12 protein-coding genes are annotated in these 15,384 nt (G+C 56.5%); 1 reads left to right on the top strand and 11 read right to left on the bottom strand.

Annotation, left to right across the window (positions count from 1 at the left end; translation table 11 throughout):
• Window positions 1-7: 7 nt before the first annotated feature.
• The 6 genes from uraD to PHA01_RS02345 all read right to left on the bottom strand — a co-directional run bounded on the left by uraD (window position 8) and on the right by PHA01_RS02345 (window position 7,036).
• On the bottom strand, window positions 8-511 hold the full coding sequence (uraD, locus tag PHA01_RS02370; protein WP_271893100.1) for a 2-oxo-4-hydroxy-4-carboxy-5-ureidoimidazoline decarboxylase: 504 nt from the start codon (window positions 509-511) through the stop codon (window positions 8-10).
• Window positions 501-2,822, bottom strand: coding sequence for a xanthine dehydrogenase molybdopterin binding subunit (gene xdhB, locus PHA01_RS02365; RefSeq protein WP_271893099.1), 2,322 nt, complete (start codon window positions 2,820-2,822; stop codon window positions 501-503). Before xdhB ends, uraD begins: the two co-directional genes overlap by 11 nt.
• A gap of 244 nt (window positions 2,823-3,066) precedes the next feature.
• Window positions 3,067-4,536: a xanthine dehydrogenase small subunit gene (gene xdhA / locus PHA01_RS02360; protein WP_271893098.1), complete on the bottom strand. Its 1,470-nt coding sequence runs from the start codon at window positions 4,534-4,536 to the stop codon at window positions 3,067-3,069.
• Window positions 4,537-4,594: 58 nt separating this feature from the next.
• Entirely contained in the window at window positions 4,595-5,101 is a 507-nt protein-coding gene (locus tag PHA01_RS02355; RefSeq protein ID WP_271893097.1) for an ureidoglycolate lyase, read from the bottom strand.
• Complete coding sequence (puuE, locus tag PHA01_RS02350) at window positions 5,082-5,987, bottom strand: allantoinase PuuE (protein ID WP_271893095.1); 906 nt, start codon at window positions 5,985-5,987, stop codon at window positions 5,082-5,084. Before puuE ends, PHA01_RS02355 begins: the two co-directional genes overlap by 20 nt.
• A 461-nt stretch (window positions 5,988-6,448) precedes the next feature.
• Window positions 6,449-7,036 carry a biotin transporter BioY gene (locus PHA01_RS02345; RefSeq protein WP_271893093.1) on the bottom strand — a complete coding sequence of 196 codons (588 nt, stop codon included), beginning with the start codon at window positions 7,034-7,036 and terminating at the stop codon, window positions 6,449-6,451.
• A gap of 134 nt (window positions 7,037-7,170) precedes the next feature.
• On the opposite strand from PHA01_RS02345, the gene PHA01_RS02340 reads away from it, so the two are divergent.
• Window positions 7,171-8,085 carry an MBL fold metallo-hydrolase gene (locus PHA01_RS02340; protein WP_271893092.1) on the top strand — a complete coding sequence of 305 codons (915 nt, stop codon included), beginning with the start codon at window positions 7,171-7,173 and terminating at the stop codon, window positions 8,083-8,085.
• 62 nt (window positions 8,086-8,147) lie between these two features.
• Here the strand turns inward: PHA01_RS02340 and PHA01_RS02335 are convergent, their stop codons facing one another.
• The 5 genes from PHA01_RS02335 to PHA01_RS02315 form a co-directional block, all read right to left on the bottom strand.
• Window positions 8,148-8,945, bottom strand: coding sequence for a DUF1499 domain-containing protein (locus PHA01_RS02335; RefSeq protein ID WP_271893090.1), 798 nt, complete (start codon window positions 8,943-8,945; stop codon window positions 8,148-8,150).
• Window positions 8,946-9,073: 128 nt separating this feature from the next.
• The gene (locus PHA01_RS02330; RefSeq protein ID WP_271893089.1) at window positions 9,074-10,210 is read right to left on the bottom strand and encodes a phospholipase domain-containing protein; all 1,137 of its coding nucleotides are present in this window, start codon (window positions 10,208-10,210) and stop codon (window positions 9,074-9,076) included.
• A complete protein-coding gene (locus PHA01_RS02325) occupies window positions 10,161-11,369 on the bottom strand; it encodes an alkaline phosphatase family protein (RefSeq protein ID WP_271893088.1) in 1,209 nt (402 codons plus the stop codon). Before PHA01_RS02325 ends, PHA01_RS02330 begins: the two co-directional genes overlap by 50 nt.
• Before the next feature lie 94 nt (window positions 11,370-11,463).
• Window positions 11,464-11,988: a hypothetical protein gene (locus tag PHA01_RS02320; protein WP_271893087.1), complete on the bottom strand. Its 525-nt coding sequence runs from the start codon at window positions 11,986-11,988 to the stop codon at window positions 11,464-11,466.
• A gap of 66 nt (window positions 11,989-12,054) precedes the next feature.
• Entirely contained in the window at window positions 12,055-15,114 is a 3,060-nt protein-coding gene (locus PHA01_RS02315; RefSeq protein ID WP_271893086.1) for an alkaline phosphatase family protein, read from the bottom strand.
• Window positions 15,115-15,384: the final 270 nt, after the last annotated feature.

Raw genomic sequence — 15,384 nt, 5'->3', positions numbered from 1 at the left:
AAGCTCCTCATGCAAATAAATCGTCGAGACGAAAGCGTGCGATCAATGCGATCTGCCGCAGCGCTTCGATCACCTCTTCGCCCGAATTGTGGTTCAGGCGTTGGCGAAACGCCGCCATGATCGAATGCTTGTCATGCCCCCGGACCGCAAGAATAAACGGGAAACCGAAACGGCTCTGATATGCGTTGTTCAACCGATGAAACTCTTCGAACTCGGCATTCGTCAACCTGTCGAGACCCGCGCCCTTCTGCTCGCTCGTCGATTCCGCTGTCAGATTGCCCTGCCGCGCCGCCTTACCCCCGAGATTGGGATGTGCCCGTATCAACCCGAGTTGCGCCACCTGCCCTGACGCGTTCACGGCATTGACCATCGCTGCGTGCAGGTCCTCGGTGTTGGCAAAAGGCCGTAACTTCGCGACAGCCTCCGGAACCCAAGGCGAGTGTTCGAATATGCCGCCCAGCGCTGCAACGAAATCCGTGGTGCTTGCCTTGTTCAACTCATCAAGTGTCATTCATTCCCCCTCGTACGGCCTGCACAGCACGCAACACCGCCTCGGGTGTCGCCGGGGAATCCAGCTGCGGCACCCCGCCACGGATCGAAGCGATTGCGTCGCGAATGGCCAGCCACACCGATATACCAAGCATCAACGGGGGCTCACCGATGGCCTTGGAGCGAAACACCGTTTCTTCCCTGTTGGGCATATTGTCGAGAATGCGCACATTGAACTCAGGCGGTACGTCGCGCGATCCGGGTATCTTGTAGGTCGATGGCCCGACAGTCCGCAGCTTGCCCGCTTTGTCCCACCAAAGCTCCTCGCATGTCACCCAGCCCATGCCCTGCACGAAGGCACCCTCGATCTGGCCAAGGTCAATGGCAGGATTGAGCGGTGAGCCGACGTCCTGCAAGATATCGGCGCGCAGGCAACGCATCTCGCCCGTGAGCGTGTCGACGGCAATTTCCGCCACCGCTGCGCCATAGCTGAAATAGAAGAAAGGCCGGCCCTTCATCGTCTTGCCGTCCCAATGAATCTTCGGCGTTGCATAGTGTCCGGCTTCCGAGAGCTGGATGCGCTTGGCCCAGGCCATTTTCGCCAGTTCACCGAAGGATACCGAGCGATTGTCAGCGTGGACACGGCCTTCGCGATAGATGATCACGTCTTCTTCGACATCGAAATGCTCGGCTGCCACCCGTGTCATGCGCGCCTTGATTGCGGTCGCGGCCTTGAACGCAGCCATGCCGTTGAGGTCGGAGCCGGTAGACGCCGCAGTGGCACTGGTGTTCGGCACCTTGCCCGTCGCGGTGGACGAAATGCGGACCATGTCGAGCTCGACCTGAAACACCTCGGCCACCACCTGCGCGACCTTCACAAACAGGCCCTGCCCCATTTCGGTGCCGCCATGATTGAGGAAGATCGACCCGTCCAGGTAAACATGGACCAGCGCGCCCGCCTGATTGAGCGAGGTCAGATTGAACGAGATGCCAAATTTGATAGGCATCATCGCCAGCCCGCGCCGGATAACAGGATTGGCAGCATTGTGCGCGTCGATCTCAGCGCGGCGATAGTCCCACTCGGCGGACCCGAGCACCGCATCCGTCACCTCGACCAGACGATTATCCTCGACCTGCTGGCCATAGGGCGTCATGTCGCCGGTCTCGTCGCCATAATAATTGACCGCCCGGACCGCATTGGGATCAAGCTTCAATTCGCGGGCGACCGTATCGATAACGGCCTCGATGGTGATAATTCCCTGTGGACCGCCAAAGCCGCGAAACGCCGTGTTTGACACGGTGTTGGTCTTGCAGGCATGGCCGATGAAGCGCGCGTTCGGGATAAAATAGGAATTGTCCGTGTGAGTCAGCGTGCGCGTGATAACCGGTCCCGTCAAATCTGGCAGATTGCCCGCCCGCGCCAGATATTCGACATCGAGACCGAGAATGCGGCCCCTATTATCGACACCGGCCTTCCAGTTGGCGATATAATCGTGGCGCTTGCCGGTCGCTACCATGTCGTCGCGGCGTTTTAGCCGCATCTTGCAAGGTTTGCCGGTCTTGGCTGCAACCAGTGCCGCGGCGCCAGCAATGATCGTCGGCTGACTTTCCTTGCCGCCAAATCCGCCGCCCATGCGCCGCACCTGACATTCCACAGCGTTGGCGTGTATGCCGAGAATACCGGCAACATGGTGCTGTACCTCGGTCGGGTGCTGGGTCGAGGAATGCACCAGCATTTCACCGTTCTCGCCGGGAATGGCATAGGCGATATGGGTTTCGAGGTAGAAATGGTCCTGCCCGCCGATGTGCAGCTTGCCGGAAATGACATGCGGCGCGCCCGCAAGTGCAGCTTCGACATCGCCCTCGATGACTTCCTGCGGCGGCAGCACATAGCTTTTCCGCCGGTGCGCCTCTTCGATATCCAGCACAGGCTCGAGCGTCTCGATATCGAGCTTTACCTTTTTGGCAGCGCGATACGCCGTTTCGAAATCCTTGGCTGCAACGACCGCTATCACCCGTCCTTCGTGATCGACAATATCTTCGGCGAAAAGCGTCTCGCCGTGGAGGATTGGCCCGACTTCATTGTGGCCGGGTACATCCTTCGCTGCCCAGATACCGGCAACACCATCTATCGCCAGCGCTTCGGAGGCGTCGAAGCCGTTCAGCCTGCCGTGCGCCACCGGCGAAAGGACGAATGCCGCATGCAATGTACCGGTTAGCTCCGGCATATCGTCGATGTAGTTCGCCTCGCCCGCCACATGGCGCGCGGCGGAATCATGCGCAATGCCTTTGCCGACAATGCTGCGCTGGACGATCTTGGCGTCAATGTTCATAGGGCCCTCCCGCGTTGATCGAAGGACTCCGACGTTGCCGTCTTACCCTCCCCCTTGTGGGGAGGGGAGGCTGCGCAGCAGCAGGGAGGGGTCTTTTGAGGCATAGAATTTTGCACTGTGACAGAGAAAGAAAAGCCCCTCCCCGTCGCTTCGCTCCGTCCCTCCCCACAAGGGGGAGGGAAAGACGCGGCACATCGCACTATCATCTCAAGCGGGTTGCCTCCTGATGCGATGTCATCGACATTCATAGGGCCATGACCTCCACTGTCTCGCCCGCAACATCGCGCCAGAATCGTTCGGCGAGGTTCGCGGCAACCTGCAAACGATATTCGGCACTGCCGCGCCAATCGCTCAGCGGTTTAAACTGCGCGGTGATCGCACGTGCACATGCTTCGACGGCTCTATGGTCAAAGGTACTGCCGACCAGCGCCTGTTCAGCCTTGGGCGCACGCTGCGGCGTTGCCGCCATGCCGCCGAATGCGATGCGAGCGCTGCGAACCTGACCCTCTTCGCGGACAACCGAAAACGCCGCACAGACAGTAGAAATATCCTGGTCGTAGCGCTTGGAAATCTTGTAGACGCGAAACTCCTGGTCCTCCGCCGGCTTCGGGATCGACACCGAAGCAATCACCTCGTCCGCGCGCAGTTCGGTCTTGCGATAGTCGAGGAAGAAGTCTTCGAGCGCCAGAAAACGGTGGCCGCTCAGCGAAGCAAGTTCAATCTCGGCTCCGAGCGCAATCAACGCCGGCGGGCCGTCGCCGATCGGGCTCGCGGTGCCGATATTACCGCCGATGGTTCCCATGGAGCGTATCTGAGTCGAACCAAAACGGCGGATCAAGGTCGCGAAAGAGGGATAATACTCGATAATACCGGCGAGAATCTCCTCCCAGGTTACGGCCGCGCCAAAGCTCAAATGATTTTCGGTCTCGCGAATGGCACGTAGTTCGCGCACACGGGCAAGCGAAATCACCTCGTTCCAGTCAGTGTGATAGTCTGCCAGCGCAACGCCAAGATCGGTGCCACCGCCAAGCAATATCGCGTCGGGCTTCTCCTTGCGCAGTTGCAGCACATCATTCAGCGACTGCGGCTGATGGAATGTCGAACCGGCTGCCGAAATCGTCGTGCGTGGTTCGATCTTCGCAAAGGCGGCAACATGCGGTCCCGCAATCGTCACATTGCCAACCTTGCGCGCGGCCTCAACGATCGGCCGGTAGCCGGTACAACGGCACAGATTGCCAGCCAGTGCATCGTGGATATCAGAATCCGTGACTTCCGTCTTGTGAGCGAGACCGGTTGCCGCAGCGTTCCCTTGCGCTGCAAGACCGGCTCCCGCAGGGCTTCTTTGCGCTGCAAGACCTGCCAGAGAAATCACGATACCCGGCGTGCAAAAGCCGCACTGGGACGAACCATTTTCCGCCATCGCCGCTTGTACCGGGTGCAGCTGTTCCGTCTTCAAACCCTCGACCGTGACTACAGCGCGGCCGTCGATCTGGCCCATGGCGAGAATGCAGCTATTGGCGGCCTGATAGTGCACGGCATCGCCGGCAGGGTCGCCGATCAGCACCGAGCAGGCCCCGCAATCACCCTCGGCACAGCCCTCCTTGGTGCCGGTCAGCCGCGGCACGCTGCGCAGCCAGTCCAGTACCGTCGTATCCGGCCGAACAGAGGCTTCCTGCTTTTTACCATTCAGAAAAAAACGTATCGTTTGTGACATGGTGCCAGCTTCAACCGGCTATGCGCACCCGTCAAGGGGAAACAACTTGCCAGCTCACTCAAACGGCAAGCTTTTCAATCCTGTAGACCACATCGTCAAAGAAGAACTCCTCAAGATTATTGCCCTCGCCACCATAATCGACGACGAGAAAATCCGACGTTTCTTCCAGTGAGATCAGTGGGTGATGCCAGGCGTTGCGGGCATAGTTGACGCCCTGATTGCCCTGGCACAGAAAGGCGACAGGCATTCCCGGCTTACCGCCGTCGTCTTCAGCCACCACGATCAGAAATGGCCGGTTCTGCAGCGGTATGAATGCCTGGCTGCCAAGTGGATGACGTTCCAACATGCTGATATCGACAGGCAGCGCAAACGGCTTGCCCCGGAAGATATTGACCAGCACCCGCGCGCCTTCGCCCGTCACGTCGACATTGGCGAGATCGTGATAGCGCTCTGTCGTGCCACCATTGATAAGGCGCAATTCAGCGCCTTGCGTCTCGATCACATCGCCGAACCGCGCAAACGCTGGCTTGGTTAGTGGTCGGACATCAAGACCTGTGATTTTCATGCCAGTGCCTTGCAATATCGATGCGGCGTGTGATCCACACATCCTCGTGGTGCTGGATGTAATCGAGAAACCGCTCCAGCGCCGCCGCTCGTCCCGGGCGCCCCACCAACCGGCAATGCAACCCCACCGACATCATCTTCGGCGCGCCGTCCTTGCCCTCGCGAAGCAGGCAATCGAACGTATCTTTCAGGTAAGTGAAGAACTGATCGCCGGAGTTGAACCCCTGCGGCGTCGCAAAGCGCATGTCGTTGGCGTCGAGTGTATAAGGCACGATCAGGTGTGGTCCCTTCGGACCTTGCACCCAGTAAGGCAATTCGTCGGCGTAGCTATCCGCGGAATAGACGAACCCGCCCTCCTCCATGACAATCTTCAGTGTATTGTCGGAGGGCTTGCCCTGATAGATCCCGAGCGGCCGCGAGCCGGCGATCTCCGTGTGCAAGCGTACAGCCTCGTGGATATGCTGGCGCTCGAGCTCTTCGGGGAAATCCTTGTATTCAAGCCAGCGCAGGCCATGGCTGGCTATCTCCCAATCAGCCTCTCTCATGGCAGCGACTGCTTCCGGATTGCGCGCCATGGCGAGTGTCACGCCATAAACCGTTACCGGCAGATTGCGGCGCGTGAACATGCGCCACAGCCGCCAGAAACCGGCGCGTGACCCATATTCATAGATCGATTCCATGTTGAGATTGCGCTGGCCCGGCCATGGTTGCGCCCCCACTATCTCCGACAGCAGGCATTCGGATGCCGGATCATTGTCGAGGATCGAGCTCTCTGCACCCTCTTCGTAGTTGACGACGAATTGCACAGCGAGCTTTGCGCCACCCGGCCATTTCGGATCAGGCGGATTGCGGCCATAGCCAATCAGATTGCGGGGATAGTCTGGCATTGAGGGAATGGTGTTACTTGGAATGCTTCGGCTTGTCGTCGCGACGTTCATCGCGTGTGACGAACATTACAAAGGCTACCATGAGCAGCCCGCCAACCGGCATAATCATGAAGAGCATAAACTGTTCCAATGTCACGGTTTTAACCCTTTCAACGTTCGTCTCGCATACAAATGTAATGCAGTCGCAAACATAATACAAATAGCTGTGCCGAGGCCGATTAAAGCACTTGGCCCACTTGCGTTATAGATGCTTGAGGTAAGGGGTGCCAAACCGCCCACGGCACACGAGGCAACGGATAAACCGTTTAGCCAAGTCGCCGTGAGCTTTTTCTGCTCATTATAAACAGTCCCCAAGACGTCCAATATGACACCAGCCAAAAGCAATAATTATCAAAAATACATAGTAAAAAAACGGCGGACTATAAATGAAGCGCCGGTTTTCGCCGGCGCTTTTGTAGGTATCACCGGCGCTTGAGCAAAGACCCAACCGCCGGAACAACCGCTGCAGCCAATGCAAGCTTCAGCATATCGCCGACGATGAAAACACCAACGCCGTAGGCGAGCGCCTTTTCGAAGCCGAAGAGATAGGCCATCCACAGGAAGCCCAGGCCGAGGATAACCACCTCGGCGGCCAGCATGGCGAGGCCAAGGACGATCGGATTGCGGGTAAAACCGTTGTCGGCAGCGCGGCCAACGATCCAGGCGGCAGCGATATAGGACAGGAGATAGCCGCCTGTCGGGCCTACCATATAGGCAAGCCCGATGCCCTTTTCCGGTGTTCCGGTGAATACCGGCATGCCGAGCGCACCCTCGAGCAGGTAAAGCGCCATCGTCGCAACGGCAAGCCGCGAACCATAAGCCGCCGATATCGCGAACACCGCAAACGTCTGCATTGTCACGTTGACAAAGACCATGTCGACCTTGGTCTTGGCGGCAAGCGTCATCAACGCAGTGCCGACGAGGGCGAGCGAAACAAACCACACGGCTTTGGCGAGCTGGCCTTCCGGCTGGAACGTCTCGGCAAGAGAACGAGTTTGGGCAGCAATCATGTTCTTATCCTCCGGAAGGTCGTGAACCCTACAAATTCACGCCTCTAGCTTTCACCATTTCATGAAAAATGTATATTGAGGATCATGCCGCACTGCAATACGTCGAAAGCCGCACAAAAGGTAAATCCCGATCAATGAACCTCGTTTTCGACAAGGTATTTGCGCCGCATTATGGCGAAGCCATCGATGTTGCGCCGAATATACAGCGTATTACCGTCAACAATCCGAGCCCCTTTACCTTTCACGGCACGAACTCCTACCTGATCGGCAAAGATACGCTGGCGCTGATCGATCCAGGTCCCATTGACGAAGCGCACAAGACGACGCTCCTGCGTGCCATAGCCGGGCGCCCGGTCAGCCATATTTTTGTCAGCCACACCCACCGCGATCATTCGCCCCTGGCAAGCGTGTTGAAGGCTGAACTCGGCGCGATTCTGGTGGCAGAAGGGCCGCACCGCCCCTCCCGCCCGTTGCACACGGGAGAGATCAACTTTCTCGATGCGAGCGGCGACACGGAGTTCATGCCGGACATCATGGCACCAGACGATTCCATCATCGAAGGCGATGGCTGGGCGCTTCGAAGCATCCATACCCCCGGGCACACGGCCAATCACATCGTCTTCGCGCTCGAAGGTACGGACATCCTGTTTTCCGCAGATCACGTCATGGCTTGGGCAACCTCCATCGTCGCGCCGCCGGATGGCTCGATGTCCGACTATATGGCGTCGCTCGACCGCCTGCTGGAGCGCCACGACAAGGTGTACTTTCCTGGTCACGGCGGCCCGGTTACCAAGCCGAAAACTTTCATGCGCGGCCTGAAAGCGCACAGGAAAATGCGCGAACGCGCAATTCTGGAACGGGTGAAAGCGGGCGACCGGACCATTCCCGCCATGGTCACGGTGATCTATCGCGAGACCGATCCGCGCTTGCACGGCGCCGCGGCGCTGTCGGTACTGGCGCATCTTGAGGATATGGTCGCGCGCGGCCTCGTGCAGACCGAGGGCAGCCCGGCGATCGATGGCGTTTATTGGGCGTCAAGTACCCAGTAACAGCAGTCGATGCCGCTTATCTCCCCCGTTGCGGGGGGAGATAAGCGCAGCGGTGAAGCAACCTACTGCGCCGGTTCGGTCGTTTCCTCTTCTGGCTGGGCGCTCTGCACTTCCGCGTCGAGCGCGGTCATGAATGCCGTGATGCGGTCGGCATTCTCGCCCAGATCGTGGATGCCGTAGCGGGAGACCGAGCGCATATCGACATAGGTGGTCTCGCCCTCATCGGAAAGGCGGATAACCGCATCGCTGGTGAAACCGAGCAAAAAGGTGCGCGCCACCACTTCGAGCAGGATTTCCTCATCAACGCCCGGCTCGCCTTTTTGGGCAACAACCGTCCAGCCATTGGCGGCAATGACCTTGTTGATTGCGGTCAGAATGCGATCAGGCGAGCCATCATAGCGGCGGCCTGTCACCTGCGGGTAGGCGCTGGATTGAAGCGCGCGGCTGTCCTCGTCATTCACGACGGGATTCATACGCTCGGTCCTTTGCCCTACCGCAAACAGTTCGGGCGGATCGGTGATGTCGGTCGAAACGTCGTAGATCCTCGGCAGCATCAACGCCTGATAGAGCGTCGTGACAAAGGGCGCCAGCACCACGAACGCGATTACCATACCCCAAAAGGCACTGGGAAAGCCCATATCGCCCCGGCGCCAGACACTGGTGAAACCCTTGAGACTGAGTAACAACGCCAGCAGTGCGAGGCCAGCAACAATGGCGAGCAGCCAGAGAAACTCCGGCGTTTCTATACGTTCGAACCGATGGCCAAGCCCCGAAAGAACAAACAGAATGAGGCCAAGAAACGCAATGCGTACCGACCATCTGGCGGAAATCGATCGGCGGCGTCGAATATGCGGTCGCATGAGATTCCTGATTGCTGGTGACTGCGCCACAGCTAATCGCAATTTCACGCCGAGACAAGCATTTGAACTTCCGGCGGCGGTATGTGGCTCGACAAGCGCACCACACACCTGCAGTCGTTCCGAACTTCCTACGCCACCATACCGATATAGGCCCGTCTCTTCGCATCATATTCCAGGCCGATGGCCGGATCGCTCTTGCCGATCTTGCCGTTTTCCAGATGCCCGGCATAGCGGCGCAGAAAATTGTTGGCGTTGACGCCATCGACAACGGCAACATCGTACCAGCCATCCTTTGTCGCGATCTCGACTGTCGTCGTTCCGTTGACTTCCTTCGCCTTGTCGATCGCCTGTTCGGTACCCGAATAGGCATCGATCAGTTTCAGCTTACTGCTCACCGTTTGCCATTTCTCAAAGACGATCTGCAGCTTCTTGCCGTCATCCGCCGATTTCATCTCAATGATGTTCGGAAGCTGGGTTTGCTGCGCGTCCAGCGAATTGCCGGAAAACTCGAACAGATAGCCGTTGGGGCCGTGAATGGCATGCTCGTAGACGCCATTTGCAATCTGGGCGTAGTCCGTGACTTCGATGGGCTTTCCGCCCGGCTTCAAGCCCTCGACGCTGTAATACCAGGATGGCGCGTCCGTCCTCGAATAGGGGGTGACATAAAATGCCGCTCCGAGCGGCCCTCTATTGCGGATCACCCATTCGACGCGCTTCTTGCCGTCACTGTGCGTGCCGAAGCGGAAATAGACCTGAAAATCATAGCCAATGGGGAGGATTTCGCAGCGTGTTCTATCCTGTTTGGTGCCGATCGGCTTGCCCGCATGGGCGTCGGCCTTGACGTCGGCAATCCCCGGTATGAAATAGGCACTATCAGCCACCGCCCTTGCGCTTGTTCGGTTGGCATCAGTAAGGATCGTCGCTTTTTCACCCGGGGCAATGAGTTTGTCGAGTCCTTCGGTCCGCGTCCGGCTGAAATCGAACGTGCTGGTCAGATCGCCGGCTATGGCCCGTCGCCAGGAGGAAATATTGGCAAAGACGGGCGTGTCCGCGGCTTGCTTGCCCCGGGCAATCAGCCATTTTTCGAGGAAGCGAATGACAGATGTATGGTCGAAAGTCTCCGAATTGACTCGGCCACCTGCACTCCACGGCGAGATGACCAGCATTGGTACGCGCGAACCCATCCCTATCGGATCGGCGCGCTGGATCGACGTTTCAGAATTGACAGTGCCTTTTGGCGTTAATGTGATGCCCGGCGATGTCATGCCATGACTGCTGTCCAAAAGGCGGCGTGGGTGGCAGAACATGGTCGAAAAACCCGCCATTCTCATCATAATTGATCAGGAAAAGCGTCTTGTGCCAGACCTTCTTGTTGGCCGCGAAGGCGCGCAATATTTCATTGATATAATACTCGCCGAAATGCGGGGGATATTTCGGATGTTCGGTAAACGCCTCCGGAGCTACGATCCAGGACACCTCTGGCAGTTTATTGTCGAGGATGTCCTGTTCGAACCGCGACAGCGCATTTGCATCCGTTCGCAGCACCGAATTGACGCTTTGGTTCTTCTCGTAGATCGGATTTTGTTCTGAAGGTGATTTCGTCTTGTCGAAGCGATATCGTTTGAAATATTCAAGCGTGTTGTCGCCATAATTTCCGGCAAAAGCATCGTTCGTCCAAGTCAAACCGTCCTGATAGAATTTCCACTCGATTCCGAGTTCCTTGAGCTTCTCAGGATAGGATGTCCAGTCAACCCAATCGGGGTCCTTGGCGCCACTGAAATAACTATTAGCCGTCTTGCCCATGCAGGTACCAGTAAACATGAAGCTCCGGTTAGGGTCGGTGGCTCCATTATGCGAGCAGAAATAGGCGTCGCACAAAGTGAAGCTTCGCGCGAGTTTGAAAAACAGGGGGATGTCCTGCTCGGTGTAGTGAGAAAGGGCCACGTACCCCTTTTTTTCCTTCCACTTATCCATCAAACCGCCGTTCCAGGCATCAAGGCCGGTGCCATAATCATGCGCCGGATCCTCGAGGAAGACACTTCCCGCGCTATCGGCGGGGATCGTTTCCCCGTCGATGCCCGATTCATGGGTCTGCGTCTTGGGCAGGCGGTAAGGTCTTGCGCCATCCGATTGTTCCCAGACCGGATTGCCGTTCCGAAGCCGCAACGGCCTCGGATCGCCAAAGCCGCGCACCCCGCGCAGCGTACCGAAATAGTGATCAAACGAGCGGTTCTCCTGCATCAGGATCACCACATGCTCGATATCTTTGAGCGAACCGCCCGGGCAGTCGGCAGCACTGGTCAGCAACTCCTCGATCGTTGTGGATTGTGCCAGCGCCTCCTGCATATAGGCCGAGCAAGCGGTGTAGGCGGCGGCACTGGTGCCGGCAAGGCCCAGCATCTTGATGAAATCGCGTCTATCCATAATGGCTACCTGAAATTTTTTGAACGACAAAGGATATTGGGAGTGAAAGGGCCAAGGCAGCACCAAACAAGCGCGGCCTGACCTGCGGCAAACCTTATTGGCAAACCTTTTCGACGAGCTTTGCCAGCGCCGCGTTTAACCGGTCACGATCGAAGATTGCAGCGTCGCGCTCCGATGCCATCTTGATCAGATTGTCCTCGGAAATTTTCAGTGCCACCGCCTTCGCCTCGAGTTCGCCTTCAAACCCGGTCTTGCCGTCAGGTCCGATCTTGCCGGTGCTTAGCGCATTCTGGTGTTTTATCTGCAGCGCATCATAATCTGTCTTCAAAGTCAGATAATTTTGCTTTTCAGCTTCGATGCTGGTGTTCAGATCTGCGATTTTCTTCAAACTGGCCTCGCGTTCGCTGGTAAGTCCGGCAATGGTCACATTGGCGGTACTGAGTTGCCCAGCAAGTTCCTGATTTTTCTTGGTCAGCTCATCTTTGGCTTTGTTTGCCTGCTCGAGCTCTGCCGTCACCGCATCGAAAGTCGATTTGGCAATCTTGTCCGAATTCGAATCCGATCCATTACATGCGGAAAGCAGGATCAACGGAAATGCTAGAAATAGATTCTTTTTCAAAATGAATACTCCAGGTAAAAGATTTGAAATTCTAAAAATCAATATTTGAACGCACTCGGATTCGAGCTAAGCACCGGCCCAATCGTAAATCCGCTTTGTCACATCGTATGGGATGCCGATGGCCGGGTCGGTCTTGCTGAGCTTGCCGTTTTCCAGATGCCCGGCATAGCGCCGCAGATAGCCGGTGGTTGTTTCCGCTGACGCCACGATAGCGTTGTCACTGTCGATAAAAGAGACATCGTACCAACCATTCTCGGTTGGCAAAGCAAGTTTGATTGCGCCGCTACTTAAATAGGTTATCTGCCCGGTATAGGCAGAGACTGCCTTTATGCCGACATTGGCTGTCGGCCACTTATCGAACACAAATTCGACCGTCTTGCCGCCGTCAGTCGAGTGTATATCGATCACCTCCGGAAGCCGCTGCTCCGTCCGGTTCGTATCGCCCCGGAATTCACTCAGATAGCCATTCGGTGCATGCACGGCGAATTCATATTTGCCGCCGCGTGCGATGAGGTCATATGCGTCAACGACTTCCACAGGCTTGCCATCCTTGCCAGCCTTGGTCAGCGCATAGAACCAGGCGCCCCGATCCTCGTCCGCTTTCACATAGGAATAGACATTGAGCGCAACGCCGATCGTGCCCCGGTTCCTGAACGAAAGCTGCAGCTTGTCGGGCTTGCCAGCTTTTTCGACGACGGAGCCAAACACATTGAAATCATAGCCAAGCGGCAGAAGCTCCACCTGCGTGCGGTCCTGTTTCAGACGCGTTTCCTTGGCCAGGTCGGCGGCGATATCGGTTCCCTTCCCCTTATACGTTGGCAGAGCCTTCATCAGGGCCGCTTGATCGGCCTTGGTCCGATACGCCGGAACCGACTTTGCCGCCGCAATTGCCGCATCGATCTTGGTCTTGCCCTCGCTGGCGACAGTGTCGAGCTTGCGGGTAAAATCGAAGGCGCTGGTCATGTCACCGCAAATGGCTTTACGCCAGGATGAAATATTCGGGAATATCGTCCCTTCGTTATGCTTCTTCCTTGCCGCAAGCCAGGTATCCAGAAAGCGCAATGTCGAGGTATGGTCGAATAGCTCGGAGCAGACACGCCCGCCGACGGTCCATGGCGATATGATAAGGCAAGGCACTCGGCAGCCGAGACCCATGGTCAGTTGGTCTTTGGGGAGCGCTGGATGGCGTACATACTTCGTTGTGGCAAAGTCCTGCGTTAGCACCCATGCATGCTCCGTGTTGAAATCATTCTCATCAGACGACGTGGAAATGACAATGCCATCGGATACCTTGCCAGCATCCTTTGCTGCAGGCAACGGCGGCAACGGCGGCGGCACATGATCGAAGAAACCGTCATTTTCATCGTAATTGATGATGAAGACGGTCTTCTTCCACACTTCCGGATGGGCAGCCAGCACTTTGAGTATTTCATTGACGTAGTATTCACCAAAGTGCGGCGAGATACCGCCGGGGTGTTCACAGAACGCGTCGGGAGCGCTGATCCAGGAAATTGGAGGCAAGGTGCCGGCGGCAACGTCCCTTTCGAAAACCGAAACGACGTCCGGTTGCTCGCGCAACACGGTGTTGGCACTGAGTGCACCCTTGAAAAGATCCGTTTCGGGATCCATGTATTTTTTGAAAGCTCTTAAGGTTGTGTCGTCACCATTGTTAAAGAATCCGTCGCTAGAAAGCATGTTCTGGTAGATTTTCCAATCGACACCGAGTTCCTGCAATCGTTCGGGATAGGTTTTCCAGTCGGGCCGCGGGCCGACCCCGCCGGTAAAAAAGCTGTTGTTTGTTTTTCCCGCGGCGGTTCCGGTCCAAAAATGGGCGCGGTTGGGATCTGTCCCCGTATGGGTGGAACAATGGTAATTGTCACAAATAGTGAAGGCGTTGATTAGCTTGTTATAGAAAGAGAGATCCTTGGCGACATCAAAATGCGCCATCGTATCCTCGCCCTTTGCCAGCATCCATTGATCATTCCAGCCATGATTGATGGCATCACGCTGATCATCATAGGTATGTGCAAGTCCGAACGATTTGTACTCACCGGCGGAATCGGTACCGCGCTGCACCTGGAACGGTTTGATGTGACCCTTGCCTTGAAGCGAGGCAACGAGCTTTGGATACCGGGCCTTGATGTCCTTGGGAATAAATTTGGCAATTTCGGGGGGTAGCGATTGGGCGTCCTGCGGCAACGTGCCAACAAACGGTGACGCCGCGAACTGCGTCGACAGTCCCTGCAACCAGTAGAAGAGTTCCGCCAGATTTGGCAGGCCCTTCTCGAGCGACGGCAACACAGCGACCGCAGCCGGCCAGCTTTTCTTCAAGGTGGCGATATCGATGAGACTGGCAATCATGGGCAACAGCATTCCGACAATCGATCGAGCATCCACAGCGGAAAGAAACGGTTTGATCGTTGCCGGATCGAACGCGCCGCCAGGCATCGTTGCTGCAGCTATGTCTTTTACTATTGCGTTATCCAGCAGCGAAAGAACAACGCCCTTCACCAGCTCGGCAAAGTTCTCGTCAATATCCTCGGACTTCACCGCAAGCATGCCAGCCTTCAATTCCTCCAGTAGCTCCGGAATGGTCTTGCCGGCCATCTCCGGTGGCAGAAGGCTGTCCCAGTCGCTTCGCAGCACACGCTCGATAAATTCCTGGGGTATCTTATTGATCAACGGTGTCACCGTTGGCGCTACCGTCGGAAACATCGGAAGGATCTCCGTCTTGAGGAACGGCTTGATGTCCTTCGGCCAGTTTTTGGTGTAACTCATCCAGTTCGTGCTGTTGAGCCAATAGCTCAATGACGAAAGGAGCGGTGCTCTTGGCTGGTTGAACACGGAATCGCCATTCTTCAACCGCAAAGGCCGCGGGTCGCCAAAGCCACGCACCCCGCGCAAAGTGCCGTAATAATGATCGAATGAGCGGTTTTCCTGCATGAGGAAGATCACATGCTCCACATCATCGAGCGAGCCGCCCTGACAATGCGCAGCTGTATTCAACAAATCATCGATGGTGGTGGATTGCGCCAATGCCTCACGCATATAGGACGAGCAGGCGGCATAGGCACTAGCGCTGGTGCCGGCAAGACCCAGCATCTTGATAAAATCGCGACGTTCCATTGAAATCTTTTCCTTAACTAAATTATTGATTTTATGAATTATTTTGGACGAAATATTAAAGTGTGCAGTCTGCAAAATGCTTGTCTCTGCCGGTCACATATAGAGTGAGCATGAAATCTGGATGACAACTCCGGGATGGAATTACGTTCAACCCCCACCTGCATTTAAGCCGTTTACACTTTATGAGTGGATCGGGTGTCACAGTACTGACATGATCACCGTCCTGATTTGGACAATCGTTTCGGGAAAGCAGAGGGCGGAACGCAAACC

It is taken from the genome of Candidatus Phyllobacterium onerii (assembly GCF_028331445.1).
Lineage (GTDB): Bacteria > Pseudomonadota > Alphaproteobacteria > Rhizobiales > Rhizobiaceae > Phyllobacterium > Phyllobacterium onerii.
The sequence above is the reverse complement of the archived record's forward strand: the minus strand, read 5'-3'. Positions and strand labels throughout refer to the sequence as shown.

Coding starts and splice junctions, on each gene's coding strand:
- uraD (WP_271893100.1), bottom strand. CDS start 511: ATGACACTTGATGAGTTGAACAAGGCAAGCACCACGGATTTCGTTGCA.
- PHA01_RS02355 (WP_271893097.1), bottom strand. CDS start 5,101: ATGAAAATCACAGGTCTTGATGTCCGACCACTAACCAAGCCAGCGTTT.
- PHA01_RS02330 (WP_271893089.1), bottom strand. CDS start 10,210: ATGACATCGCCGGGCATCACATTAACGCCAAAAGGCACTGTCAATTCT.
- PHA01_RS02340 (WP_271893092.1), top strand. CDS start 7,171: ATGAACCTCGTTTTCGACAAGGTATTTGCGCCGCATTATGGCGAAGCC.
- puuE (WP_271893095.1), bottom strand. CDS start 5,987: ATGCCAGACTATCCCCGCAATCTGATTGGCTATGGCCGCAATCCGCCT.
- PHA01_RS02325 (WP_271893088.1), bottom strand. CDS start 11,369: ATGGATAGACGCGATTTCATCAAGATGCTGGGCCTTGCCGGCACCAGT.
- PHA01_RS02315 (WP_271893086.1), bottom strand. CDS start 15,114: ATGGAACGTCGCGATTTTATCAAGATGCTGGGTCTTGCCGGCACCAGC.
- PHA01_RS02335 (WP_271893090.1), bottom strand. CDS start 8,945: ATGCGACCGCATATTCGACGCCGCCGATCGATTTCCGCCAGATGGTCG.
- PHA01_RS02345 (WP_271893093.1), bottom strand. CDS start 7,036: ATGATTGCTGCCCAAACTCGTTCTCTTGCCGAGACGTTCCAGCCGGAA.
- xdhB (WP_271893099.1), bottom strand. CDS start 2,822: ATGAACATTGACGCCAAGATCGTCCAGCGCAGCATTGTCGGCAAAGGC.
- xdhA (WP_271893098.1), bottom strand. CDS start 4,536: ATGTCACAAACGATACGTTTTTTTCTGAATGGTAAAAAGCAGGAAGCC.